Source organism: Rhodococcus sp. P14 (assembly GCF_000256505.1).
Taxonomy (GTDB): Bacteria; Actinomycetota; Actinomycetes; order Mycobacteriales; family Mycobacteriaceae; genus Rhodococcus; species Rhodococcus ruber.
Window position 1 is genome coordinate 1 of sequence record NZ_AJFC01000047.1, and the last position, 23,966, is coordinate 23,966.

At 71.2% G+C, this 23,966-nt stretch carries 19 protein-coding genes and 1 tRNA gene; 13 read left to right on the top strand and 7 right to left on the bottom strand.

The annotated features are described in order from the left end of the window. Positions 1 to 79 precede the first annotated feature (79 nt). Positions 80 to 155, top strand: a tRNA-Gly gene (locus OEY_RS0103480). A gap of 105 nt (positions 156 to 260) precedes the next feature. Here OEY_RS0103480 and OEY_RS0103485 read toward each other — a convergent pair. Beyond that, positions 261 to 773, bottom strand: a complete 513-nt coding sequence (locus tag OEY_RS0103485; protein ID WP_010592556.1) for a hypothetical protein — start codon at positions 771 to 773, stop codon at positions 261 to 263. A 365-nt stretch (positions 774 to 1,138) separates the two neighbouring features. Here OEY_RS0103485 and OEY_RS0103490 point away from each other — a divergent pair, with 365 nt between their 5' ends. Beyond that, the gene (locus tag OEY_RS0103490; RefSeq protein WP_010592557.1) at positions 1,139 to 1,699 is read left to right on the top strand and encodes a GNAT family N-acetyltransferase; all 561 of its coding nucleotides are present in this window, start codon (positions 1,139 to 1,141) and stop codon (positions 1,697 to 1,699) included. Between the two features lie 42 nt (positions 1,700 to 1,741). Here OEY_RS0103490 and zapE read toward each other — a convergent pair whose 3' ends face one another. Continuing rightward, on the bottom strand, positions 1,742 to 2,758 hold the full coding sequence (gene zapE / locus OEY_RS0103495; RefSeq protein WP_010592558.1) for a cell division protein ZapE: 1,017 nt from the start codon (positions 2,756 to 2,758) through the stop codon (positions 1,742 to 1,744). 153 nt (positions 2,759 to 2,911) lie between these two features. On the opposite strand from zapE, the gene OEY_RS0103500 reads away from it, so the two are divergent. Genes OEY_RS0103500 through msrB form a run of 3 tightly spaced genes read left to right on the top strand, consistent with a single transcriptional unit; the run spans position 2,912 to position 6,261 of the window. Next, entirely contained in the window at positions 2,912 to 4,468 is a 1,557-nt protein-coding gene (locus OEY_RS0103500; RefSeq protein ID WP_169833346.1) for an alpha/beta hydrolase, read from the top strand. A 46-nt stretch (positions 4,469 to 4,514) separates the two neighbouring features. Then, positions 4,515 to 5,822, top strand: coding sequence for a glycosyltransferase family 87 protein (locus OEY_RS0103505; RefSeq protein ID WP_010592560.1), 1,308 nt, complete (start codon positions 4,515 to 4,517; stop codon positions 5,820 to 5,822). Between the two features lie 10 nt (positions 5,823 to 5,832). Then, on the top strand, positions 5,833 to 6,261 hold the full coding sequence (gene msrB / locus OEY_RS0103510; RefSeq protein WP_026137914.1) for a peptide-methionine (R)-S-oxide reductase MsrB: 429 nt from the start codon (positions 5,833 to 5,835) through the stop codon (positions 6,259 to 6,261). On the opposite strand, the gene OEY_RS0103515 is transcribed toward msrB, so the two are convergent. Next, entirely contained in the window at positions 6,224 to 6,949 is a 726-nt protein-coding gene (locus OEY_RS0103515; protein ID WP_010592562.1) for an HAD family hydrolase, read from the bottom strand. The genes msrB and OEY_RS0103515 overlap by 38 nt on opposite strands. Positions 6,950 to 7,015: 66 nt before the next feature. Here OEY_RS0103515 and OEY_RS0103520 point away from each other — a divergent pair, with 66 nt between their 5' ends. After that, a complete protein-coding gene (locus tag OEY_RS0103520) occupies positions 7,016 to 7,978 on the top strand; it encodes an L-lactate dehydrogenase (protein WP_026137915.1) in 963 nt (320 codons plus the stop codon). Positions 7,979 to 8,082: 104 nt separating this feature from the next. Here OEY_RS0103520 and OEY_RS0103525 read toward each other — a convergent pair whose 3' ends face one another. The 4 genes from OEY_RS0103525 to hemE form a co-directional block, all read right to left on the bottom strand. Then, positions 8,083 to 10,398 carry a molybdopterin-dependent oxidoreductase gene (locus tag OEY_RS0103525; protein WP_040271159.1) on the bottom strand — a complete coding sequence of 772 codons (2,316 nt, stop codon included), beginning with the start codon at positions 10,396 to 10,398 and terminating at the stop codon, positions 8,083 to 8,085. Between the two features lie 101 nt (positions 10,399 to 10,499). Continuing rightward, the gene (gene hemQ / locus OEY_RS0103530) at positions 10,500 to 11,195 is read right to left on the bottom strand and encodes a hydrogen peroxide-dependent heme synthase (RefSeq protein WP_010592565.1); all 696 of its coding nucleotides are present in this window, start codon (positions 11,193 to 11,195) and stop codon (positions 10,500 to 10,502) included. 5 nt (positions 11,196 to 11,200) lie between these two features. Continuing rightward, positions 11,201 to 12,559 carry a protoporphyrinogen oxidase gene (locus tag OEY_RS0103535; RefSeq protein ID WP_010592566.1) on the bottom strand — a complete coding sequence of 453 codons (1,359 nt, stop codon included), beginning with the start codon at positions 12,557 to 12,559 and terminating at the stop codon, positions 11,201 to 11,203. Then, positions 12,556 to 13,653, bottom strand: coding sequence for a uroporphyrinogen decarboxylase (gene hemE, locus OEY_RS0103540; RefSeq protein ID WP_010592567.1), 1,098 nt, complete (start codon positions 13,651 to 13,653; stop codon positions 12,556 to 12,558). Before hemE ends, OEY_RS0103535 begins: the two co-directional genes overlap by 4 nt. Positions 13,654 to 13,769: 116 nt before the next feature. Between hemE and OEY_RS0103545 the strand changes: the two genes are divergently transcribed. The 7 genes from OEY_RS0103545 (at position 13,770) to OEY_RS0103575 (ending at position 23,936) form a co-directional block, all read left to right on the top strand. After that, positions 13,770 to 14,345 (top strand): DUF3000 domain-containing protein, encoded by a 576-nt coding sequence (locus OEY_RS0103545; RefSeq protein WP_010592568.1) that lies wholly within the window; start codon positions 13,770 to 13,772, stop codon positions 14,343 to 14,345. Positions 14,346 to 14,450: 105 nt separating this feature from the next. Continuing rightward, positions 14,451 to 15,863, top strand: a complete 1,413-nt coding sequence (locus OEY_RS0103550; protein ID WP_010592569.1) for a WS/DGAT/MGAT family O-acyltransferase — start codon at positions 14,451 to 14,453, stop codon at positions 15,861 to 15,863. A gap of 106 nt (positions 15,864 to 15,969) precedes the next feature. Then, positions 15,970 to 17,346, top strand: coding sequence for a WS/DGAT/MGAT family O-acyltransferase (locus tag OEY_RS0103555; RefSeq protein ID WP_010592570.1), 1,377 nt, complete (start codon positions 15,970 to 15,972; stop codon positions 17,344 to 17,346). A 100-nt stretch (positions 17,347 to 17,446) separates the two neighbouring features. Beyond that, complete coding sequence (locus OEY_RS0103560) at positions 17,447 to 18,685, top strand: HRDC domain-containing protein (RefSeq protein ID WP_010592571.1); 1,239 nt, start codon at positions 17,447 to 17,449, stop codon at positions 18,683 to 18,685. 355 nt (positions 18,686 to 19,040) lie between these two features. Continuing rightward, a complete protein-coding gene (locus OEY_RS0103565; RefSeq protein WP_010592572.1) occupies positions 19,041 to 20,249 on the top strand; it encodes a thiolase family protein in 1,209 nt (402 codons plus the stop codon). Positions 20,250 to 20,251: 2 nt separating this feature from the next. Next, the gene (locus tag OEY_RS0103570) at positions 20,252 to 22,357 is read left to right on the top strand and encodes a 3-hydroxyacyl-CoA dehydrogenase NAD-binding domain-containing protein (protein ID WP_010592573.1); all 2,106 of its coding nucleotides are present in this window, start codon (positions 20,252 to 20,254) and stop codon (positions 22,355 to 22,357) included. Positions 22,358 to 22,496: 139 nt separating this feature from the next. Continuing rightward, positions 22,497 to 23,936 carry a sugar porter family MFS transporter gene (locus OEY_RS0103575; RefSeq protein ID WP_010592574.1) on the top strand — a complete coding sequence of 480 codons (1,440 nt, stop codon included), beginning with the start codon at positions 22,497 to 22,499 and terminating at the stop codon, positions 23,934 to 23,936. Positions 23,937 to 23,966 lie beyond the last annotated feature (30 nt).

The following is a 23,966-nucleotide window of genomic DNA, read 5'->3' on the forward strand; positions in this document are numbered from 1 at the left end:
ATCCCAGTATCGCGCACCACGATCCACCCTTTCCACGCTGCACTCCGTCGCCCGGTCCCTCGGGCCGGGGAGTGCGCATGCGGATGTAGCGCAGCTGGTAGCGCATCACCTTGCCAAGGGGAGGGTCGCGGGTTCGAATCCCGTCATCCGCTCCACCCCCCGGTGTGCCACCCGGACGAGGTCGCCGGTACCGGTCGCCCACACCACTCGACGACGAAGGCCCTCCCGGTCGGGAGGGCCTTCGTCGTGTCACCGCTCCCTCAGCGGGAAGCGTGCAGCCGGTTGGCTCCCGCGATCATCGCGCGCAGTGCCGATTCGGTTCCGGTCGCCGCGGCACCCATGCTCCAGAGCCGGCGCCCGTCCGCCTCGCACAGCAGGAATGTCGTGTGGGTGTCGCCGAGGTCGAACTGGTGGAACGAGAGAATCTCGAGCGGCATCCCGAGGGTGTGCATCATGACGGTCATGGCGGACACCGGACCGGTGGCCGTCGCCGCCGCCGTGTGGATGGTCTCTCCCACGCCGAAAGTGGCCTCGAAGTTCCGCCGACCGGCGCACGGAGCCCCGGCCGACCAGCCACCGAGACGGACCGGCCCGTGCGGTGCATAGGTCGCGGTGAACTCGGTCCAGCTCGTGCCGAGCGCCTCGGCACGCAACTCGCGCGGCAGGGATCGTCCGTAGCGGGCGGCGAACGGATCGATCGGCGCCGAGTATGCGGTCTCCGCGTCGCCGGCGGCGTAGGAGGTGCGGGGAGCGGTGGAGGTGAAGGCGTTCATCGTAGGAGGTCTTCCGCGTGAAGGGAGGACCGACAGGTAGCTCGACGACCCGCAGCGAGGGGTCGGTCCGAATCAGACCCCGCTACGGCGGTGAACTACGAGTACGCGCTTCATGAGAGCCCACAGTAGAGCGTTGCCCGGCGGAAGGCAACCACCCGGACGGCCGGCCCGTGACCCAACCGTGACCACCCCGGTTGGAACCTGAGGGATTCCTCATGTATTGTCGGAGATGCCATCCCCCCGATGGTAATGAACCCCAGCCATGACCCCCCATCCAAGGCTGGGGTTCAGCCATTTCCGGACGTCGAACGGATACCTGCCCCGACCGTCGGCGCGGTGCCCCGCCGAGTGATCTACTGGTTCCCATGTCCACTCCGTCACTCGAGGAATCGACCGCGAACGTCTCCGTCGAGCAGGCCGGCATCTGGGATGCCGAGACCATCGCCGATGTCGCAGCCACCACGTTCCCCCTGGCCTGCCCGGCCGACGCCTCCCAGGAGGACATCGCCGCGTTCATCGACGACACCCTCTCGGCGGAACGGTTCAGCGAGTACCTCACCGACCCGACCCGCATCGTGCTCAAGGCGACCGTCGGCGGCGAGATCGTGGGCTACCTCATGGCCGTCGATGCCGAACCGACGGACCCGGAAGTCCGTGAAGCCGTGACCGCGCTGCCCACCACCGAGATCAGCAAGCTCTACGTGCTGCCGGGCAAGCACGGCACCGGAGTGGCGGCGGCCCTGATGGCTGCCGTCGTCGAGCATGCCCGGGCAGCCGGCTGCCGGGGGCTGTGGCTGGGGGTCAACCAGCAGAACTCTCGGGCCCGGCGGTTCTACGCCAAGAACGAGTTCGAGGTCGTGGGAACGCGCACGTTCCAGGTCGGCTCGCAGACCCATCACGACTACGTCATGCAACGCACCCTGTGACGCGCGGACCCCGCCTGCGGCGGGGGCAGCCGGGAACCCGACTCAGCTGGCGGCGGTCTCGAACCGCGACAGCGCCAACAGGCGCGAGGTCGCACGCAGGTACTTCTTGCGGTAGCCGCCGGCGAGCATCTCGTCGGTGAAGATCTCGTCCAGCTTCGCGCCGGCGACGGTCACCGGAATGCTCGCGTCGTAGAGCCGGTCGGCGAGCACCACCAGACGCAGCGCCACGGACTGGTCGTGGGCGGCATGAACCCCGTTGAGGAAGACGGCCGCGACGCCCTCGACGAGCTTGCCGTACCGGGACGGATGCAGCGTGCTCAGGTGCGCGCACAGCTCGTCGAAGTCGTCGAGGGTGGCGCCGGGGACCGCATCGGCGCGATCGAGCAGCTCCTCGGAGCTGATCGGGTCCGGGGCCGGCGGCAGGTCGCGATGGCGGTAGTCGGGACCGTCCACGCGGATGGTCTCGAAGATCGAGGCGAGCTTCTTGATCTCGCGCAGGAAGTCCTGCGCCGCGAATCGCCCCTCTCCCAGCTGCCCGGGCAGGGTGTTGGACGTGGCGACGATGGACACGCCCCGCGCCGAGAGTTCGGTCAGCAGGCGGGAGACCAGCATCGTGTCGCCCGGGTCGTCGAGCTCGAACTCGTCGATGCACAGCACGCTGTGGCCGGACAGCTCCTCGACGGCCTTGTTGAAGCCGAGAGCGCCGACGACGTGGGTCAGCTCCACGAAGGTGCCGAACGCCTTCGGCGACGGCGCCGCGTGGAAGATCGAGGCCAGCAGGTGGGTCTTGCCGACGCCGAAGCCGCCGTCGAGGTAGAGACCGGCGCCGGTGGACGGCGCCTTCCGTCCGAACAGGCCGCGCCGGCCGCCACCCCGGATCTTCGCGATCTTGTGGGCGAACTCCTCCGCCGTCGCGACAGCGGTCGCCTGGCTCGGCTCGTTCGGATCGGGGATGTAGGACGCGAAGCTCACGTCGTCGAACATCGCGGGCGGAACCATCTGGGCCACCAGTTGGTCGGACGGCACCACGGGATTGCGATCGACGAGACGTTCGTGCATTTCTCCAGGGTAGGGCCGTCGCTCGAGGCGACCGGTACACCCGGGGCAGATTGCGACCTACTTCACACCACGTACACCTGATCGTCACATCCGGCGGATCGGACGATCCGGTCACGTGCGCGGGCCCGCGCACCGACCTGGCAGGCTGTGCGCATGCGCAGAACCCGTGTGCTCACCGTGGGCATCGTCGTGCTCGGAACGATGACCGCCGCGTGCGGGGCGGGCCCTTCGGTACGCCCCGACGTCGCGGTAGTGCAGGAGGCGGACGGCCGGGCCACTCCCACCGGCGAGGATCCGGCCCTCGCCCCGGAGCTACCGGTGCCGGCCCGGGACCTGGACTGGCGCGACTGCACCGCCGACACCCTCGCCGCCCAGCAGCTGCCGCCGGGACCCACCGGTCTCGTCCTCGAATGCGCCCAGCTTCCCGCTGCGATCGACGCCACAGGCACCGTGCCGGGTTCGTTTCCGCTCGACGTGCTGCGCGCCCGGCTGGCACAGACTCCCACCGATGCGGCCCCGCTCGTCATGACGACGGGCGCGGACATGCCCTCCTCGGGGGCGCTGGCCGCACTGTCGACCGGCTCGCTCGCCGAACTCGTGGCCTCCCGGCCGATCATCGCGGTGGATCGGCGCGGCCTCGGCGCCTCCCAGCCGATCGAGTGCATCTTCGGAGCGGACCGGCGCGCCCTGGCCGACCACGGACAGTTCGGCCGCACCGGCGACGGTCCGGAGCGGGTCGCCGAACTCGGGCGGCAGGCCACCATCGCATGCACCGACTACCTGCAGCCGCAGGAACTGCTGTTCGACGCCGCCCACGCCGCCGACGATCTCGAGCAGCTGCGAACCACGTGGGGCGTCGATCGGATCGGCGTGCTCGGCATCGGCAACGGCGCCACGGTCGCCCTCGCCTACGCGTCGAAGTACCCGACCACCCTCGGCCGCCTCGTCCTCGACTCCCCCGCCGCCGCGACGGCCGACGCCGAACTGCTGGCCGAGAGCCGGGTGCGCGGCGCGGAGTCGGCGGTCGACGCGTTCGCCCGCCAGTGCGTCGCGCTGGCGTGCTCGCTGGGGCCGGACCCGCGGGCCGCGCTCGAGGACCTGCACGCCCGCGCCGCGACCGGCGCTCTTGCACCGCTCTCGTCGAACGCCCTGCTCACCGCGGTGACGTGGTTTCTGGGAACCCCCCGCAGCGACGCGCAGGCCCGGGTCCGCGAGCTGTCCGACGCTCTGTCCGCCGCCGGTGCGGGAGACGTGACGCCGATGCTCGAACTCGTCGGCGCCGCCGAGGCCGTGCTGTCGTCCGACGGGCAGTTCGTCTCCCGCTGCAGCGACGGTCAGCGATGGCCCACGACGGCCCGGGCCACCGAGCTGCAGCGAACGTGGTCGGCGAACTACCCCCTGTTCGGCGGCGACAGCGCGGTCGGTCTCACCGCGTGCAGCGCCTGGCCGAGCATGCCGACACCGCCGCTGCCGCCGGAGGTGCGCGTACCCGTGCTGGTGACGACGGGTGCCGCCGATCCGCTCGTCGGCAGCGCGGGCCTCGAGTCGGTCACCGGCGCCCTCACCGCCGTCTCGGCCCGGTGGGCGGCGCTGTCCTGGCAGGGTGCCGGATACTCCGCGGTCCTGCACTCCGGCTGCGTCCAGGCACGCCTGGCGGCCTACCTCGACACCGGTGCCCTGCCGCCGAACGGCAGCCTGTGCCCGGCGTGAATCAGCGTGCGCCGCGTCCCGGGCCCGGCGCCGTCGGGTGGGGACGGTGGGCGGCCGCTCCCGGCTCTCGGTGTACCGTGCCGTAGTGTTCCTCAGCCGCCTCGAGCCCCGCACCGCCCGCACCACCGCGGAGGTGGTCAAGTGCGTGGTGTGGCCGTTGGCCGTGCTCACGGTGCTGCACCGTGTGGTGGTCAAAGCCGTCAACGGATTCCGCACCGACGACTTCACTCCCGTCTACAACGCGGCCCTGGCGTTTCTCAACCGCCGGCCGGTGTACACGGCGAACTTCGAGTGGGTGGACCCGCACTATCTGTACCCCCCGTCCGGGACGTTGCTGATCTCCCCGATCGCGGTAATCGACCCCGAACGCTCCCGGTGGCTGTTCATCATCGCCAACGCGATCGCGATCATCGTGGCGCTGTACCTGCTGCTGCGAATGTTCGGCTACGGTCTCGACTCGGTGCTCGCCCCGATCCTCCTGTTGGCGGCGTTCAGTTCCGAGACGGTGACGAACACCCTGGTCTTCACCAACATCAACGGCCTCGTCCTGCTCGGCGAGGTCGCCTTCCTGACGCTGTTGCTGAGCCGGCGCGATCTGTGGGCGGGCGTCGCGATCGGGTTGACGTTCGCGGTCAAACCGATCCTCGCGCCCCTGCTGCTGATTCCGTTCGTGCGCCGGCAGTGGAAGGTGTTCGCCACTGCCGCGGCGGTGCCGCTCGGCCTGACGCTCGTCGCGTGGCCGCTCTCGGTGGACGCCTGGGCGTTCGTCGAGCGCACCACGCCGTACCTGTTCGAGGCACGCGACTACTTCAACAGCGCCATCGTCGGCAACGGCATGTACTACGGCCTGCCGGCGTGGCTGATCCTCGGGCTGCGCGTCGTCCTGGGCCTCATGGTCGTCGTCTCGCTGTGGCTGCTGTACCGGTACTGCCGCCACGACGAGCTCTTCTTCGTCGGCACGAGCACGGGGGTGTTGCTCACCGCGTCGTTCCTGCTCGGTTCGCTCGGCCAGATGTACTACTCGATGATGCTGTTCCCGTTGCTGATGACGGTCGTGTTGCCCAATTCGGTGATGCGGAACTGGCCGGCCTGGCTGGCGGTCTACGGCTTCATGAGCTACGACAGCTGGCTGTCGGGGCGGTGGCCGGAGGCCGGGCGCGCCGCCGAGTACATGAAGACGACGTTCGGGTGGTCGCTGCTGCTCATCGTGATCTTCGCCGTGCTGCTCGACCGCTATCTGGCCGCCCGGCGGGAGGGCCGGCTGGCGGACGGCATCGAACCGTCGTTCCTGTTGCCGGCACACGAGCCCGCACCGCAGGGCGAGCTCGTGGCGACGAACCGCGGTGACGGCTAGCGTGGAGTTCATGGCTGACGCTGTCCCGACCGAACCCGCGCCGAAGGTATCCCGCAGCGACGACGAATGGCGCGCCCGCCTCACCGCCGCGGAGTACGCGGTGCTGCGGCAGGCCGGCACCGAGCGGCCCTTCGTCGGCGAATACACCGACACGGAGACCGAGGGTGTGTACGAGTGCCGCGCCTGCGGAGCCGAACTGTTCCGCAGCACCGAGAAGTTCCATTCGCACTGCGGGTGGCCCTCGTTCTTCGACCCGGCGTCGAGTGACGCGGTGATCCTGCGCTCCGACACGTCCCTCGGCATGCGCCGGGTGGAGGTACTGTGCGCGTCCTGCCACAGCCATCTCGGGCACGTGTTCGAGGGCGAGGGGTACCCGACTCCGACGGATCAGCGGTACTGCATCAACTCGATCTCCCTGCGCCTGGTTCCGAGGGACTGAGGCCCGCCGCGAACAACGCGCGCCACAGTCCGCGGCGACGCTCGGCGGTGGGCAGCGGCTCGACGAGGGCGAAGGAGCAGCCGATGCGGCGGGCCGCACCGTCGGCTTCCTCACTGTCGCCCACCATCAGGGTGCGCTCCGGGGACACCCCGAGCGCCGCGGTCGCGTGCCGGAAGATCTCCGGCTCCGGTTTGACCGCGCCGACTTCGAAGGAAAGCACGAACTCCGACACCAGATCGTCGATACCGAGCGCCGCGAACGCCGGCCGGATGTCGAAGGCGATGTTGCTCAGCACGGCCACCGCGAGGCCCTCGCCGGCGAGCGCCTCGATCACCGGCACCGTGTCCGGGTAGACCGTCCAGCAGCGCGGATCGGTCAGCTTGGTGTACAGGCCGAGGGCCTGCCCCTCGTCGGCGACTCCGGAACGGCGCAGCACCGTCAGGTATGCGTCCCGGTGCCAGCGGGGGTCGCGGTCGCGGTTGATCCAGGCGTGATGCTCGGCGGCGTCCATCTCGACGGGCTGACCGGTGGGGGCGGTCATCCGGCGCATCAGCTCGGCCTGCCGGTGCACGTCGAAGGGCTCGCCCCGCTCGTCGGTGAGGTCGGCCAGCCAGGATTCGTCCTCCTCGAGCCGGAACAACGTGCCGGAGAAGTCGAACAGCACGGCGTCGAACGGTTGAACGTTCATGATGCGAAGGCTAACGGCTGCACCGTCGGGGTGCGGATCGAGCGCGGAGCGACGACGATCGAATCCATGTCGACGACCCGTGCGTCCAAGTCCAAGGTTTCGATCGTCGGCGCCGGCAGCGTCGGCACCGCCGTCGCCTACGCATGCCTGATCCGGGGCTCGGCGGATTCGCTGGCCCTGTTCGATCCGAACACCGACAAGGTGCGGGCCGAGGTGCTCGACCTGAACCACGGCACCCAGTTCGCCCCCGCGTGCCGCATCGACGGCGCCGACGACCTCGCCGTCACCGCCGGCTCCGATCTGATCGTCGTGACGGCGGGCGCCAAGCAGAAGCCGGGCCAGTCACGGCTCGAGCTGGCGGCAGCGAACGTGCGCATCGTCCGGGAACTCACACCGGCGCTGCTCGCGCTCTCCCCCGAGGCGGTGGTGCTGTTCGTCAGCAACCCGGTCGACGTGGTGACGTATGCGGCGATCCGCGCAACGGACGCCCCCGACGGGCAGATCCTCGGGTCCGGCACGGTCCTCGACTCGGGACGGTTGCGCTTCCTCGTCGCGCAGCACGTCGGCGTCGCGGTGGAGAACGTGCACGCCCTCATCGTCGGCGAGCACGGCGATTCGGAGATCACCCTGTGGTCGAGCGCGACGGTGGGTGGGGTTCCGGCCACCGAGTACCGCGACGAGCACGGAGCGGCGGTGTTCGACGCCGCGGTCCGCGAGCAGATCTCCACCCGGGTGATGCGCAGCGCGTACGAGATCATCCAGGGCAAAGGCGCCACCAACCTGGCCATCGGCCTGTCCACCGCCCGCATCGTGGAGGCGGTGCTGCGGGATCAGCACCGGGTGCTGCCGGTCTCGACGCTGCAGCGCGGCGTGCACGGGATCGAAGGGGTGTGCCTGTCGCTGCCGACGATCGTCGACGGCCGCGGCGCCGGCCGGGTACTCGAGATCCCCCTCTCGCCCGACGAGGCCGCCGGGTTGCGGGCGTCGGCGCAGACGTTGCGGGAGGTGCAGCGCTCGCTGGGGTTGTGACCGCCGGGCCCGGCTCCGACCGACGCATCGTCCATCTCCCGGGTAGCGACGGATACCGTCGCTCGGCCCGCAGGTACCCGGGTGGCTCGGGCAGGTACCCCGCCTCAGCGGGTGCGGATCACCGGCGGGTCGTAGGCGCGGATCGGCGGCAGGTCCCCGTCGAAGCGTTCGATCTGCACGAGCGCGTGCTGGCCCGTGCAGCCGCGGGCCAGACTCGAGGTGCCCACGTCGGCGGTGAGCACGTTGGGATTTCCGTGCACACACATCGAGCCGGGATCGGCCGGATCGAGCGGGTCGTACCAGGCGCCGGTGGCCAGCTGCACCACCCCGGGCATCAGGCCGTCGTCGAGGACGGCGCCGGCCAGGCATGCGCCGCGGTCGTTGAACACCCGCACGACGTCGCCGCCCGCCACACCGCGGGCGGCCGCATCGGCCGGATGCATGCGGATCGGTTCGCGCCCGCGGATCTTCGAGGCCTGACTGACGCCGCCGTGGTCGAGCTGGCTGTGCAGGCGGGTCTTGGGCTGGTTCGCGATCAGGTGCAGCGGGTAGTGCTGCGCGCGGGGGCCGCCGAGCCACTCCTCCGGCTCGAACCACGCAGGGTGCCCGGCGCAGTCGTCGTAGCCGAAGCCGTCGATGTCGGCGGAGAAGATCTCGATGCGCCCACTCGGGGTACGCAGGGGGTTGCGCTGGGGGTCGGCGCGGAACTCCTCGAACAGTGTCAGCTCGTCCTCGGTGCGCATCCGCACGTGTCCGCGCACCCAGAACTCGTCGAACTCCGGAGGGGATTCGACGCGGGCGTCGTCGGCGAGGACGAATCCGCGCCACTGCTCGTACAGGTGCTCGAGCCACTGCCGCGCCGTGCGGCCCTCGGTGAACCGGTCCCCGAAGCCGAGACGGTGCGCGAGCGCCGAGAACGTGTCGTAGTCGTCGCGGGCGGCGGCGAATCGCGGGGCGGCGGCGTGCATCGCGACCAGCAGCGGGTCGTTGCGGGTGCAGCTGAGATCCTCGCGTTCGAGGGATGTGGTGGACGGCACGACGATGTCGGCGTGCTTGGCCGTCGGCGTCCAGTACGGGTCGTGCACGACGATCGTGTCCGGGCGGGCCAGGGCGCGGCGCAGCCGACCCAGGTCCTGATGGTGGTGGAACGGGTTGCCGCCGGCCCAGTACACGAGCCGGATGTCGGGGTACGTCAGGCGCCGGCCGTCGAAGTCGTACTCCTGGCCCGGCCGCAGCAGCAGGTCGGAGATCGCGGCCACGGGAATCAGGTCACCGACCGGATTGTCGCCCTGGAACAGGGTCGGGAGCGGGTACGGGACGGGCGCGATGCCGGGTTCGTTCATCGAGCCGTAGCCGTGACCGAACCCGCCGCCGGGCAGCCCGATCTGGCCGAGCATCGCGGCGAGGGTCACCCCCGCCCACGGGGCCTGCTCGCCGTACCGGACCCGCTGCAGCGACCAGGTGACGGTGATCAGGGTGCGGCCGGCGGCCATGCGCCGGGCCAGCGCGGCGAGGGTCTCGGCGGACAGCCCGGACAGGGCGGCCGCCCACTGCGGTGTCTTGGCGACGCCGTCGGTGCGGCCGAGCAGATAGTCCTCGAACTTGTCGTAGCCGACGCAGTAGCGGTCGAGGAAGTCGCGGTCGGCGAGGCCCTCGGTGGCGAGCACGTAGGCGAGGGCGAGCATGATCGCGACGTCCGTCCCGGGTCGCGGCGCGAGGCGTTCGGCGGCGCCGTGCAGATCGTCGTGCAGGGGGCTGACGGACACGACCGTCCCGCCGCGGGCGCGCAGAGCGTCGAGCGCCCCCCGCGTGGGATGGTTGCTGGTGCCGCCGTCGTTGACGGCCGTGTTCTTGAGCGGCACCCCGCCGAAACACACCATCAGGTCGGTGTCGCGGGCGATGACGTCCCAGTTCGTCGCACGGGCGAACAGCTTCCAGTGCGTGCCGACCACGCGCGGCATGATCACGCCGGTCGCACCGAGCGAATAGCTGTGCACCGAGCGGGTGTAGCCGCCGAGCATCTTCAGGAAGCGATGCACCTGACTCTGCGCGTGGTGGAACCGGCCCGGCGACGACCACCCGTACGAACCGCCGAAGATCGCCCGGTTGCCGTGCGCGTCGATCACGCGCTGCAGCTCGCCGGCCAGCAGTTCGGTCAGCTCGTCCCAGGACACCGCGACGAATTCGTCGTCGCCGCGGCGATCGCTCGGCCCCGGTCCGTGCTCGAGCCAGCCCCGGCGCACCGCCGGTCCCGCGACCCGCGAGCGGTGCCGCACCGAGCCGACGGCATTGTCGAGAAACGGTGACGGATCGGCGTCGCCGCGGAAGGGATGCACGGCGCTGACATCGCCCTCGTGCGTCTCGACCTCGAACATCCCCCAGTGCGCCATGTGCTGGTACCGCACGGGCCGAGAACTCATGGTGCACAGTCTGCCAGGGGGTGCACCGCGTCCTTCCGGCGAGCCGACGGCGCCCCCGGAGTCCGCGCAAGGGCGGCGTCTCCGGGGGGTGACGGCGGGCGTCAGGGCAGCGCGGTGATCAGCGTCTCGAGGTCGACGCGCGGTCCGGTGAAGAACGGGGTCTCCTCCCGGACGTGCATGCGGGCCTCGGTGGCACGCAGGTCGCGCATGAGGTCGACGATGCGATCGAGTTCGGGGGCTTCGAATGCGAGGATCCACTCGTAGTCGCCGAGGGCGAACGCGGGCACGGTGTTGGCCCGCACGTCCGGGTAGCCGCGCGCGGCCTTGCCGTGGTCGGCGAGCATCTGGCGGCGTTCGGCGTCGGGGAGCAGGTACCACTCGTACGACCGCACGAACGGGTAGACGCAGACGTAGTTGCCGGGTTCCTCACCGGCGATGAAGGCGGGCAGGTGGCTCTTGTTGAACTCGGCCGGCCGGTGCAGGCACACGTTCGACCACACCGGGGTGGTGGTGCGGCCGAGGACGGTGGTCCGGCGGAAATCGGCGTAGAGCTTCTGCAGGTCTTCGAGTCGCTCGGCGTGCGTCCAGATCATGAAGTCGGCGTCGGCGCGCACCCCGGCGACGTCGTAGATGCCGCGCACGACCAGATCGGTGCCGTCGTAGGCCGCGAAGAACTTCTGGGCGTCCTCGATCGCCGCGGAGCGGTCGTCGCCGAGGGCACCGGGCTGGACCCGGAACACCGAGAACATCGCGTAGCGCAGGGTGGAATTGAGCTTGTCGTAGTCGAGACGTGCCATACCGCTCATCCTGCCACTCGGGTTGCCAGGCGCGTCGCGGCCGTCGTGCCTGATGCGACACATGCCGGCACACCCACGCCGTGGAGCATCGCGCCGGCGACCTCGAGGCCGTCGACGGCGGCGACCGCGTCCTCGAGCGCCGCGACGATGTCGAGGTGCCCGGCCCGGTACTGCGGCAGGCCCCCGTGCCAGCGCTGGACGAACGCGGCCACGGGCTCGTCGGTGACACCGGTGACGGTGGCGAGGTCGATGCGCGCGCGGGCGATCAGCTCGTCGTCGGGGGCGTCGACGATCGCGGCCTCGCCGTAGCGGCCGAACGATGCGCGGGCCAGCGCGACGTCGCGCCCGGCCAGGTGGGGCCACTTGCGGCTCGACAGGGTGAACGCCTTGGCGGACAGATCCTCGCCGGTGGCCACGAGGATCCCCGAGTTCTGCGGCAGTGCGGCACCGTCCGGCAGTGCCAGCGCGACCACCGCCGACGATGCGAGCGGGATCCGGGCCGCCTGGGCGGCTGCCGCCGGGACGGCGTCGGCGAGCAGTTCGGCGGCGCGGTCGGCGGGCACCGCGAGGACGACGCCGTCCACGGGCCCGATCGGGTCGAGGTCCCAGCGGCCGCCGCTGCGGCGCAGTCCGCTCGCGGTGACGTGCCGGATCTCGGCGTCGGCCGCCTTCTCGAGCGCGTCGAGCAACGTGCCGTAGCCGTCGCGCAGGGTGCCGAACACGGGTGTGTCCGAGGGCTCGGGCAGGGCTCGGACGACCGCCTCGCTCAGGCTCGGGGCCCCCGCGTCGAGGGCTGCGGCCAGAGCCGGCAGGGTGGCCCGCACGCCTGCGGTGTCCGAGAGCCCGGAGTAGACGCCGCCGAGGAGGGGGTCGACGGAGCGGCGCACCACCTGCTCGCCGAACCGGGCGGTCACCAGGTCGGCCACCGAGACGTCGCGGGTGCGGTCCCAGTGCAGCGGAACGGTGGGCTCGGCGGCGATTCGCGCAAGGGTCTCGGTGTCGACGAGACCGGTGAGCGCCCCGGCGTCGGCGGGGATCCCCATCAGGGTGCCGCCGGGCAGCGGGTGCAGCGCGGCGCCGGCGTAGATCAGCGGCCGGGCCCCGGACGGGTGGACGATCCGGTCGCTCAGGCCCAGCTCCGCGAGCAGCGCCGGGACCTCGGGGCGGCGACCGATGAACGCTTCCGCTCCCACGTCGACCGGATCGCCGGCGAGCGGCACCGTGTGCAGCTTTCCGCCGAGCCGATCGGCGCCCTCGAGCAGGACGATCCGGGCGTGCGCGCCGAGCAGGCGACGGAGCCGGTACGCCGCGACGAGCCCGGTGATGCCGCCCCCGACGACGGCGACGCTCGGCGTACCGCTCACAACGAGTGCACCAGGTCGACGACCGCGGTGAGGACGTCCGGGTCGGTGTCCGGGAGGACACCGTGCCCGAGGTTGAAGATGTGCCCGGTGGCTCCCGCGGCGCGGGCGCGGTCCCCCTCGGCGACGATGCGCCGCACCTCTGCCTGGACGACGTCGGGTCCGGCGAACAGGATCGCGGGATCGAGGTTGCCCTGCAAGGCCTTTCCGGCCCCCACCCGGGTGGCGGCGACGTCCAGCGGCACCCGCCAGTCCACGCCGACCACGTCGGCGCCGGCCTCACCCATCGCGCCGAGCAGCTCGCCGGTGCCGACGCCGAAGTGGATGCGCGGCACGCCGGCGGACTCGACCTCGGCGAACACCCGTTCCGAGTGGGGCAGCACGAACTCGCGGTAGTCGGCCAGCGACAGCGCGCCCGCCCACGAGTCGAACAGCTGGACCGCGTCGACGCCGGCGTGCAGCTGGGCCTGCAGGAACGCGATCGTGATGTCGGCGAGCCGCCCCAGGAGGGCGTGCCACGTGCGCGGCTCGGCGTGCATGAGGGCCTTGGTGCGCTCGTGGTTGCGGCTGGGACCGCCCTCGACGAGGTAGGAGGCGAGGGTGAACGGCGCCCCGGCGAAACCGATGAGCGGGACGTCGCCGAGCTCGCGGGTGAGCAGCCCGACCGCCCGTGCGACGGCACCGACCTCGTCGTGCTCGAGGATCGGCAGCTTCGCCACGTCCGCCGCGGTGCGCACGGGGTCGGCGATCACCGGTCCGGTCCCGGCCACGATGTCGAGGTCGATCCCCGCGGCCTTGAGCGGAACTACGATGTCCGAGAACAGGATCGCAGCATCGACGCGATGACGGCGCACCGGCTGCAGGGTGATCTCGCACACCAGCTCGGGATCGAAGCAGGACTCGAGCATGCCGATGTTCGCCCGGATCTCCCGGTACTCGGGAAGCGAGCGACCGGCCTGTCGCATGAACCACACGGGCCGGTGTGCCGGCTCGAGTCCCCGCGCGGCGGCGAGCAGGGGCGCCTGCGGGAGCTGGCGCCGCGTCGGGTACTCCACACGCGGGGTGGAGCCGACGTTCGTGTTCTCCAGGCCGGTCATCGATCCTCGTTCGTCCAGGGGCACGGGTCGCCGCCCATGCTGCCACGTCCGGCCACCCCTCCGGAATCGGCGCGCCTCCCGCGTGGCCCCGGTCACCCGGTCTAACGTCCGCAGTCGTGACCACCTCGCCCGCCGAGCCGGCTCAGTTCCGCGCGGCCATCGACTCGATGAACGCGGCCACCGTGCGGCCGGAAATCGAGGTGGGTCCGATCCGGCCGCCGCAGCGGCTGGGGCCGTACAGCTACGCGCTGGGCGCGGAGGTGCTTCATCCGGACACCGATCTGGTGCCCGAGCAGTCGGAGGGCGACGCGTTCGGCAGGCTGATCCTGCTGCACGATCCGGACGGCGACGAGGCCTGGAACGGCACCATGCGGCTCGTCGCCTACATCCAGGCGGACGTGGACGCCTCGCTGGCTGCCGATCCCCTGCTTCCGGAGGTGGCCTGGAGCTGGCTGGTCGATGCCCTCGACGCGCACGGCGAGCCGCTGACGGCGCTCGGCGGCACCGTGACGTCGACGAGTTCGGTGCGCTTCGGTGACATCGCCGGCCCGGCCCGAGCGCATCAGCTCGAGCTGCGGGCCTCGTGGACCGCGCAGTCCGGTGAACTCGGCCCGCACGTGGAGGCGTTCTGCGAGGTGCTCGCGTACGCGGCGGGCCTGCCCCCGGCGGGCGTGACGCAGCTTCAGCCCTGAATCGTCGGCACGGAATCGTCGGCACGGAATCGTCGCCGCCGGCGCCCGGGTTCCCGACGGGCCGGAACGGGTGTACGGGGCACGTCGCGGTCCTATGATCGAGGCATGCGGCGGCTCAGCGGGCTCGACGCCGCGCTTCTCTACACCGACACACCCGGGCAGCCGGTACAGATCGGTGGCCTCGCCCTGCTCGACGTCTCCACCGTGCCGGGGGGCTACTCCTTCGAACGGCTGGGATCCGACCTGGCGGCGCGGGTCGCGGCAGTGCCGCTGCTGCGCCGGCGAGTGGTCGATTCCCGGTTCAATCCCGGCCACCCCGCGTGGGTGGACGACCCGGGTTTCGACGTCGGCCGGCATCTGCGCCGGTTCACCGTGCCACCGCCGGGTACCGCCGCCGAACTGGCGGTGCTCTGCGGGCAGCGCTTCGCGCAGCGGTTCGACCGGTCCGGGCCACTGTGGGAGACCGCGGTGTTCGAGGGGCTGGCCGACGGCTCGGTCGCGGTGCTGACACGCATCCACCACGCCGTGGTGGACGGCCTCGCCGGAGCGACCCTGCTGGCGCAGTTGTGTGACCTCGAACCGGGGGCGCCGCCCCCGCAACCCGAGTCGCCCGGCGTCGGCGGGGGCAACCGCCTGAGCGTCGCCGCGGGCGGCATCGCCGATCTCGCCGCGCGTCCGCTGCACCTGGCCCGGGCGGTACGGTCCAGCGCGGCGCTGGTGCCCGGTTGGGTGGGCCGGGCCCGGCGGGGCGAGGCGATGGCGGTTCCGCTCACGGCCCCGCGGACGTCGTTCAACCGCCGCGTGACCGGCCGCCGCAACGTCGCATTCGTGACGCTGGATTTCACGGCCGTGAAGGCGGTCAAGCGGGCGTTCGGCGTCACCGTCAACGACGTCGTGCTCGCGCTGTGTTCCTCGGTTCTGCGCCGGTATCTCGCCGCCCGCCGTGAGCTGCCGGCCTCTCCCCTGTTGGCGGCCGTCCCGGTCTCGGTGCACGGACGCGCCCGGGGCGACGCCGGCAACCAGATCTCGGTACTGATGGGGCGGCTGCACACCGAGATCGCCGACCCGGTGGTGCGGCTGCATGCCGTGGCGGCGGACCAGACCGCGGCGAAGGCGCATCAGGCCACGTTCGACCCGGATCTGCTCGGCAGCTGGGGCCAGGTGACCCCGGGAGCGGCGTTCGGTGCGGTGCTGCGGCTGTATTCGGCGCTGCGACTGCCCGACGTGCTCCCCGTGCTCAACAACCTCGTCGTCTCCGATATCCCCGGGCCGAAGGACACGCTGTACTACCTGGGCGCGCGGATCACCGCGCTCTACCCGTTCGGGCCGATCTACCACGGCGCAGGCCTGAACATCACCGTCCTGTCGCTCGACGGCGGCCTGCACTTCGGTCTGCAGTCGTGCCCGGACCTGCTACCGGACCTGTGGCAGCTGGCCGGCGGTTTCCCGGCCGCGCTCGCGGAGCTGGCCGACCGGCTTCCCGGCACGCCGCCGGCCCCGCTCGCCACGCCGGGCTGACTGCCGCCGCGGCTGCGGACACCCGGAGAACGCCGGCCGGGGTGGGTTCGCGCACGTGGAGCGATCGTTCCCGTGCAGATTCTAGAACTCGTTCTACCATGAGGGCATGCATCGACTCAGCGGCCTCGACGCCGGATTCCTGTACCTCGAGACGCCGACGCAGCTGCTGCACGTGTGCGGACTGATCGTCCTCGACCCGACCACGATTCCGGACGGATACCGCTTCGAGACGCTCCGCGCCGGACTCGCCGTCCGCCTTCCGGCCGTACCGTTGTTCCGGCAGAAGATCGCCGACAGCCCGTTCAATCTCGACCATCCGGTGTGGGTGGACGATCCGGACTTCGACCTCGACCGGCACCTGCACCGGGTCGCGGTCCCGGCGCCCGGGCGCCGGGAGGAACTCGCGGAACTGTGCGGGCACATCGCTGCGCAGCCGCTCGACCGCTCCCGGCCCCTGTGGGAAATGACCGTGATCGAGGGTCTCGAGGACGGGTCGGTCGCCGTCATGACGAAGATCCACCACGCGGGCGCGGACGGCGTCACCGGCGCCGAACTCGTGGCACAGCTGTGCAGTCTCGAACCCGATGCACCGCGGCCCGATCCGGTCGCCGACGGTGCCGGCGGGGGGTCGGCGCTCGAGATCGCCCTCGGCGGCCTGTTCAACGTCGCCACCCGCCCCTTGGGTCTGGTGCGGGCGCTGCCCAAGACCGTGGAACTGCTGCCCCGGTGGATCAGCCGGGCCCGCAGGGGCGAGGCCATGCCGGCGCCGTTCACCGCTCCGCGCACGTCCTTCAACGGCACCATCACCGGTCACCGCAGTGTCGGGTTCACGCAATTCGACCTGGACCGGGTCAAGGCGGTGAAGGACGCGCACGGCGTGAAGGTCAACGACGTCGTCATGGCGGTGTGCGCCGGGGCGCTGCGCCGCTACCTCACCGAGCGCGACGAACTTCCCGACTCCCCACTGATCGGCATGGTCCCGGTGTCGGTGCGCGGCACGTCGGACCGGCCCGGGCGCAATCAGGTCTCGCCGATGTTCGCGAGCCTGCACACCCACATCACGGATCCGATCGAGCGACTGCACGCGATCGCCGATGCGAACGCGTGCGCCAAAGAACACAATTCGGCACTGGGTGCGAGCCTGCTGCAGGACTGGACGCAGTTCATGGCACCGGCGGTGTTCGGCACCGCGATGCGCATGTACGCGTCGCTGCGGCTGGCGGAACGCCACCCCGTCGTGCACAACCTGGTGGTGTCGAACGTGCCGGGTCCCGCCGCGCCCCTGTACTTTCTCGGCGCACGGATCCGGGGCATGTATCCGCTGGGGCCGATCTTCCACGGTGTCGGACTCAACGTCACCGTGATGTCGCTGGACGGCGCGCTCGATGTGGGCGTACTCGCGTGCCCCGAACTGGTTCCCGACCTCTGGTCGCTCGTCGACGGTTTCCCCGCGGCGCTCGAGGAACTCGAAACGAGCCGATGATCCGCCCTGTGCCTTTCGTCACGCCGGGAATCGACGTGGGGACCGCGCGGTTGACCGGGTCGACGCCCCCGTTTCCGCCACCCGGATAGAGTCACGAAGCATGTCGGTAGCCAACGAGCACGAGCCCGCGCGGGCAGCGGTCCCGTTGCTGACCCCGCGGGACGGGGTCCCCGAGGTCGTCACCACGGCTGCCGGAGTGGCCGCGGCCGCGGAAGCACTCGCCGCGGGCCGGGGACCACTCGCCGTCGACGCGGAACGCGCCTCGGGTTTCCGGTACTCCGCGCGGGCCTACCTGGTGCAACTGCGACGGGCCGGCGCCGGCACGGTACTGCTCGACCCGATCCCGACGGCCGGGGCGCTCGCCCCGCTCGCCTCGGCGATCAACGATCTCGAGTGGGTGCTGCACTCCGCCGACCAGGACCTGCCCGGCCTCGACGAGCTGGGGCTGCGACCTGCGGTGCTCTACGACACCGAGCTGGCCGGACGGCTGGCCGGCTTCGATCGAGTGGGGCTGGCCGCCATCGTCGAACGCACCCTCGGTTTCGAACTGCGCAAGGGGCACGGGGCTGCGGACTGGTCCACCCGGCCGCTTCCCGACGCCTGGCTGAACTACGCGGCACTCGATGTCGAGATCCTCGTCGAGCTCCGGGACGCGATGGCGGACGAGCTCGAGCGGCAGGGCAAGTCGGAGTGGGCCGCGCAGGAGTTCGAGCACATCCGTCGCGCCGGGCCCCCCGCCCCCAAACCCGACCGCTGGCGCCGCACCTCCCGGATCCACACCCTCAAGGATTCGCGGCGGCTCGCGATCGTGCGCGAGTTGTGGACTGCGCGAGACGAACTCGCGGCGCGGCGCGATATCGCACCCGGACGGGTACTGCCGGACTCGGCGATCGTCGCCGCCGCGGAGGCCGCGCCCCGCACGGTCGAGGAACTGCGCGCCCTGCCGGTGTTCGGAGGCCCCCGTCAGCGCCGGTCGTCGCGGATATGGCTGGGCGCGATCGAGCGGGCCCGGGCACTGCCGAAATCGGACCTGCCCCCCGTCACGCAGCCGTTCACCGGCCCGCCGCCGGCCAACCGCTGGGCCCGGCACGACCCCGAAGCCGCGGCGCGGCTCACCGCGGCCCGGTCCGCGCTCGCCGAGCTGAGCGAGCAGGTGCAGGTGCCGGTGGAGAATCTGGTCGGCCCCGAAATGGTGCGCCGGCTGTGCTGGGAGTGGCAGGTGCCGGCGGATGCGGACGTGGTCGCGTACATCGAGGAACGGTTCGCCGCCGACGGGGCACGGCCCTGGCAGCGGGAACTGACGGTGCCGCGGCTGGCGAAGGCGCTGTCCGCGGACTGACCCCCCGGATCCCCTCCTTCGCGACGGTCGAGCTCGGCGCGCCGCGATCGTCACCGTCCGCCTCGTGCCCGAGCGCGCGCTCGCCGGTGCCCCCGAGCGCGCTCGCGCCGGTGCTGCAGCCGTCCGAAGCCGGCGACGAGAACTGCCACGGGCAGGATCGCCGGTCACGACCGTCCACGGCCGTCGGCCGCGCCGCCGGAACGGCAGCCCGCGGCGCACCCCTCCCGCCACCCCGGACACGGGTGGTAAGTTACCGGTCGGTAACACGCCGGCGTCCGGGCTCCCGTCGCCGGATGTTCCCGGAACCCTGGCCTCGCCCACGGCGGCGAGCATCGCTCCATCGGGAGGAATACGCGTGGCGTCAACCACCACAACTCAACGCACTGTCGTCTTCGTCGACGGCGTACGCACCCCGTTCGGGAAGGCGGGCCCGAAGGGCATCTACGCGGAGACCCGCGCCGACGACCTCGTCGTCAAGACCATCAGGGAACTGCTGCGCCGCAACCCTCAGCTCGACCCCGCGCGCATCGACGAGGTCGCCGTCGCCGCAACCACCCAGACCGGCGATCAGGGCCTGACCATCGGCCGCACCTCCGCGATCCTCGCCGGCCTGCCCGAGACCGTGCCGGGCTTCGCGATCGACCGGATGTGCGCGGGCGCGATGACCGCGGTCACCACCACCGCCTCCGGGATCGGCTTCGGCCAGTACGACGTCGTCGTCGCCGGCGGCGTCGAGCACATGGGCCGCCACCCGATGGGCGAGGGCGCCGATCCGAATCCCCGCTTCCTCGCCGACAAGCTCGTCGATCCCAGCGCCCTGGTGATGGGCAACACCGCGGAGAACCTGCACGACCGCTTCCCCGGCATCACCAAGGCCCGTACCGACGCCTACGCCGTCGCCAGCCAGAACAAGTACGACGCCGCGAAGAAGGCCGGCCACCTCGCCGACACCCTCGTACCCGTCGCGACGCGGTCCGCGAGCGGATGGGGCCTGGCCACCGAGGACGAGCCGCCGCGTCCGGGCACCACGCTTGAGGATCTCGCGACGCTCAAGACCCCGTTCCGTCCCGCCGGCCGCATCACCGCCGGCAATGCCGCCGGCCTCAACGACGGCGCGACGGCCTGCATCCTCGCCGGCGAGGACACCGCCCGCGAACTCGGCCTGCAGATCGGGATGCGCATGGTCGGGTTCGCCTTCCAGGGTGTCGATCCGGCCGTGATGGGCATCGGCCCGGTGCCGGCGACCGAGAAGGTCCTGGCCCGCACCGGTCTGACCATCGACGACATCGGTCTGTTCGAGATCAACGAAGCCTTCGCCGTGCAGGTCCTCGCCTTCCTCGAGCACTTCGGCATCGACGACGACGACCCGCGAGTCAACCAGTGGGGCGGTGCCATTGCCTGCGGCCACCCGCTCGCCTCGTCCGGCGTGCGTCTGATGACCCAGCTCTCCCGGCAGTTCGCGCAGCACCCCGAGGTGCGTTACGGCCTGACCACGATGTGCATCGGCCTCGGCATGGGCGGCACCGTGATCTGGGAGAACCCCAACTTCGAGGGAGACAAGTAGTCATGAGCGAGCTTTCGTCCCTGTTCGCCGACGAGGTCGTCACGAACGCCTACACCAAGATCCTCCGGGTGCCCGGCATCGACGGTCCTGTCGCGCTGATCACGCTGGACAACGGGTTCGACCACACCAAGCCGAACTCGTTCGGCCCTGCCGGCCTCGCCGCATTCGACGCCGCGCTCGACGAGGCGTTCGCCGCCGATCCTGCCGCCGTCGCCGTCACCGGCAAGCCGTTCATCTTTGCCGCGGGTGCCGATCTCAAGGGCGTGCCCGCGATCACCACCCGCGAGCAGGGCATCGAACTCGGCCGGCTCGGCCACCGGGTCTTCCGGCGGCTGCGCGAGTCGGCCGTCCCGACCTTCGCGTTCGTCAACGGGCTCGCGCTCGGCGGCGGCCTCGAGGTCGGGCTGCACTGCCACTACCGCACCTACGCCGACAACGTGCCCGCGCTCGGTCTGCCCGAGACCATGCTCGGCCTGGTTCCCGGCTGGGGCGGCACGCAGCTGCTGCCGAATCTGATCGGACCCGACGCGGCCGTCACCCTGATCCTCCAGAACCCGCTCGACAACGGCAAAGTGATCCGTGCGAAGCAGGCCGAGCAGATCGGCCTCGCCGACGCGGTGTTCGGATCGGCGGATTTCCTCGAGCAGTCCTTGGCCTGGGCCGCGAAGGTACTCGCAGGGCAGATCACCCCCGCCCGCCCCGAGATCGACCGCGGCGCAGGCTGGGACAGCGCCCTCGAGCGGGCGAAGGCGCTCGTCGCGGCGAAGACTCGCGGCTTCGCGCCCGCCCCCACCCGGGCGATCGAGCTGCTCGATCTCGCCCGCAACACCGACATCGGTGACCCGCAGTCGCTGTCGGCCGGCTTCGCCGCCGAGGACGAGGCGCTGGCGGACCTGCTCATGTCCGACGAACTGCGAGCCGGACTGTACGCGTTCGACCTGGTCAACAAGCGCGCCAAACGTCCCGCGGGGGCCCCGGACAAGTCACTGGCCCGCAAGGTCACCGGCGTCGGCATCGTCGGCGCGGGCCTGATGGCCAGCCAGCTGGCGCTGCTGTTCGTCCGGCAGCTGAAGGTGCCGGTGATCCTCACCGACATCGACCAGGAGCGCATCGACAAAGGCGTCGGCTACGTCCACACCGAGATCGACAAGCTGCAGGGCAAGGGCCGGCTCTCGCCCGACGCGGCGAACCGCCTCAAGGCGCTGGTGTCCGGCTCGCTGGACAAGGCCGCGTTCGCGGACACCGACTTCGTCATCGAGGCCGTGTTCGAGAACATGGACGTCAAGAAGCAGGTGTTCGCCGATCTCGAGCAGCACCTCTCGCCCGAGACGATTCTCGCGACCAACACCTCGTCGCTGTCGATCACGGAGATGGCTGCGGATCTGAAGCACCCCGAGCGCGTAGTCGGCTTCCACTTCTTCAACCCCGTCGCCGTGCTCCCGTTGCTCGAGATCATCAAGGGCGCGCAGACGGACGACGCGACCCTGGCCACGGCCTTCGCCACCGCCAGGGCACTGAAGAAGTCGGCCGTACTGTGCGCGGACAAGCCGGGATTCGTGTTCAACCGCCTCGTCACCCGCACCCTCGGCGAGGTCATGACCGCCGTGGACGAGGGCACCCCGTTCGAGGTGGCGGACAACGCCGTCGGCGCGCTCGGCATGCCCATGAGCCCGTTCACCCTGCTCGCGCTCGTCGGCCCGGCCGTCGCGCTGCACACCGGCGAGACCCTGCAGGCCGCCTACCCCGAGCGCTTCGTCTCCTCCCCGGGCCTCGAGGCACTCGTCGAGGCCCGCAAGCCCGGCGTGTGGACGTACGTCGACGGCAAGCAGGTCGTCGACCCGGACGTCGCCGCGCTCTGGCCGCAGGGCGACAGGCCCTCCACCGCCGAGGAGGTGCTCGAGCGGACCCGCCGCGCGTTCGCGGAGGAGATCCGGATCATGCTCGAGGAGGGCGTCGTCGCCGCCCCCGAAGACATCGACCTGTGCCTGATCCTCGGTGGCGGCTTCGGATTCTGGAACGGGGGCATCACGCCGTACCTGGATCGCACCGGCACCTCGGAGGCCGTCAACGGCGCACGCTTCCTCGCACCGGGAGTGGCGAGCGTCTGACGTCCGGTTGCTCGTCGGGGCGGCCCGCGGTCCGCGCACTCCGCTGCGGACCGCGGGCCGCCCTCGGTGCATATCGCCCCGGCCACGGTGCCCGCCGAAGCGGCCCCCTCGGTGCACCGTCAGGCGTACCGTCCAGCCTGTGACCGACAGTTCCCACCTCCCCCATTCGAGGCTCGAACAGCAGCACACGGTGACCCGGGCGGTGCTGTTCGCCGCCGCGGCCGCACTCGGCGGATTCCTGTTCGGGTACGACACCGCCGTCATCAACGGCGCCGTCGGAGCCATCCGTGAGCGCTACGAGGTCGGTGCCGGCGCGATCGGATTGTCGGTGTCGCTGACACTGGTCGGCGCGGCGCTGGGCGCGTGGATCGCGGGCAGCGTCGCCGACCGGCTGGGCCGGATCCGGGTCATGCAGATCGCCGCGATCCTGTTCATGATCAGCGCCCTCGGGTCGGCGTTCCCCTTCAGCATCTACGACCTGACGTTTTGGCGCACCGTCGGCGGTGTCGGCGTCGGCTTCGCCTCCGTCATCGCGCCGGCCTACATCGCCGAGATCTCGCCCGCCGCGGTGCGCGGCCGCCTCGGCTCGATGTACCAGCTCGCCATCGTCCTGGGTATCGCGATTTCCCAGCTCGTCAACTATGCGCTGGCCGCGGCCGCGGGTGGGGCCGGCGAGAACCTGCTCGGCATCCAGGCCTGGCAGTGGATGCTGGCGCTGGAGGTCGTTCCCGCCGGCTTGTATCTGCTGCTGACCTTCCCCATCCCGGAGTCGCCGCGATTCCTCGTGCGGATCGGCCGGGAGGACGCGGCGCGGCGGATCGTCTCGGCGGTCGAGGGCGGCGACCAGGTGGCGGTCGCCGAGCGCATCGCCACCATCCGCGAGACCCTGCATCTCGAGGCGGCGCGGCCCGGCGTGCGGGACGTGTTCACCCGGCGCTTCGGCGTCGCCACACTCGTCTACGTCGGTATCGCCCTGGCCGCGCTGCAGCAGTTCGTCGGCATCAACGTGATCTTCTACTACTCGTCGACGCTGTGGCAGGCAGTCGGGTTCGGTGAGGATCGGTCCCTGCTCATCAGCGTCGTCAGCGCGCTGGTCAACATCGTCGGCACCTTCGTGGCCATCGCCGTGATCGACAAGATCGGACGCAAGCCGCTGCTGCTGGTCGGTTCGGTGGGCATGGCGCTCTCGCTGGGCACCGCGGCGGTGTGCTTCCACTCGGCGACGTTCGTCGTCGACGAGGACGGGGAGAAGGTCGCTACGCTGTCCGACACCTACGGGATGATCGCCCTGCTCGCGGCCAACGCCTTCGTGTTCTTCTTCGCCCTGTCGTGGGGGCCGGTCGTATGGGTCCTCATCAGCGAGATGTTCCCGAACCGGGTGCGCGCCGTCGCCGTCGGCATCGCGACCGCGTCCAACTGGATCGCCAACTTCCTCGTGTCTGCGACATTCCCCGCGCTGGCCGACTGGAACCTGTCGTTCACCTACGCCGGCTACGCGGCGATGGCCGCGCTGTCGCTGCTGGTGGTGATCAAGTTCGTGCCCGAAACCCGCGGACGGACGCTCGAGGAAGCCGGCTGAACGATCGGCGGGGGGGGGGGGGGGGGGGGG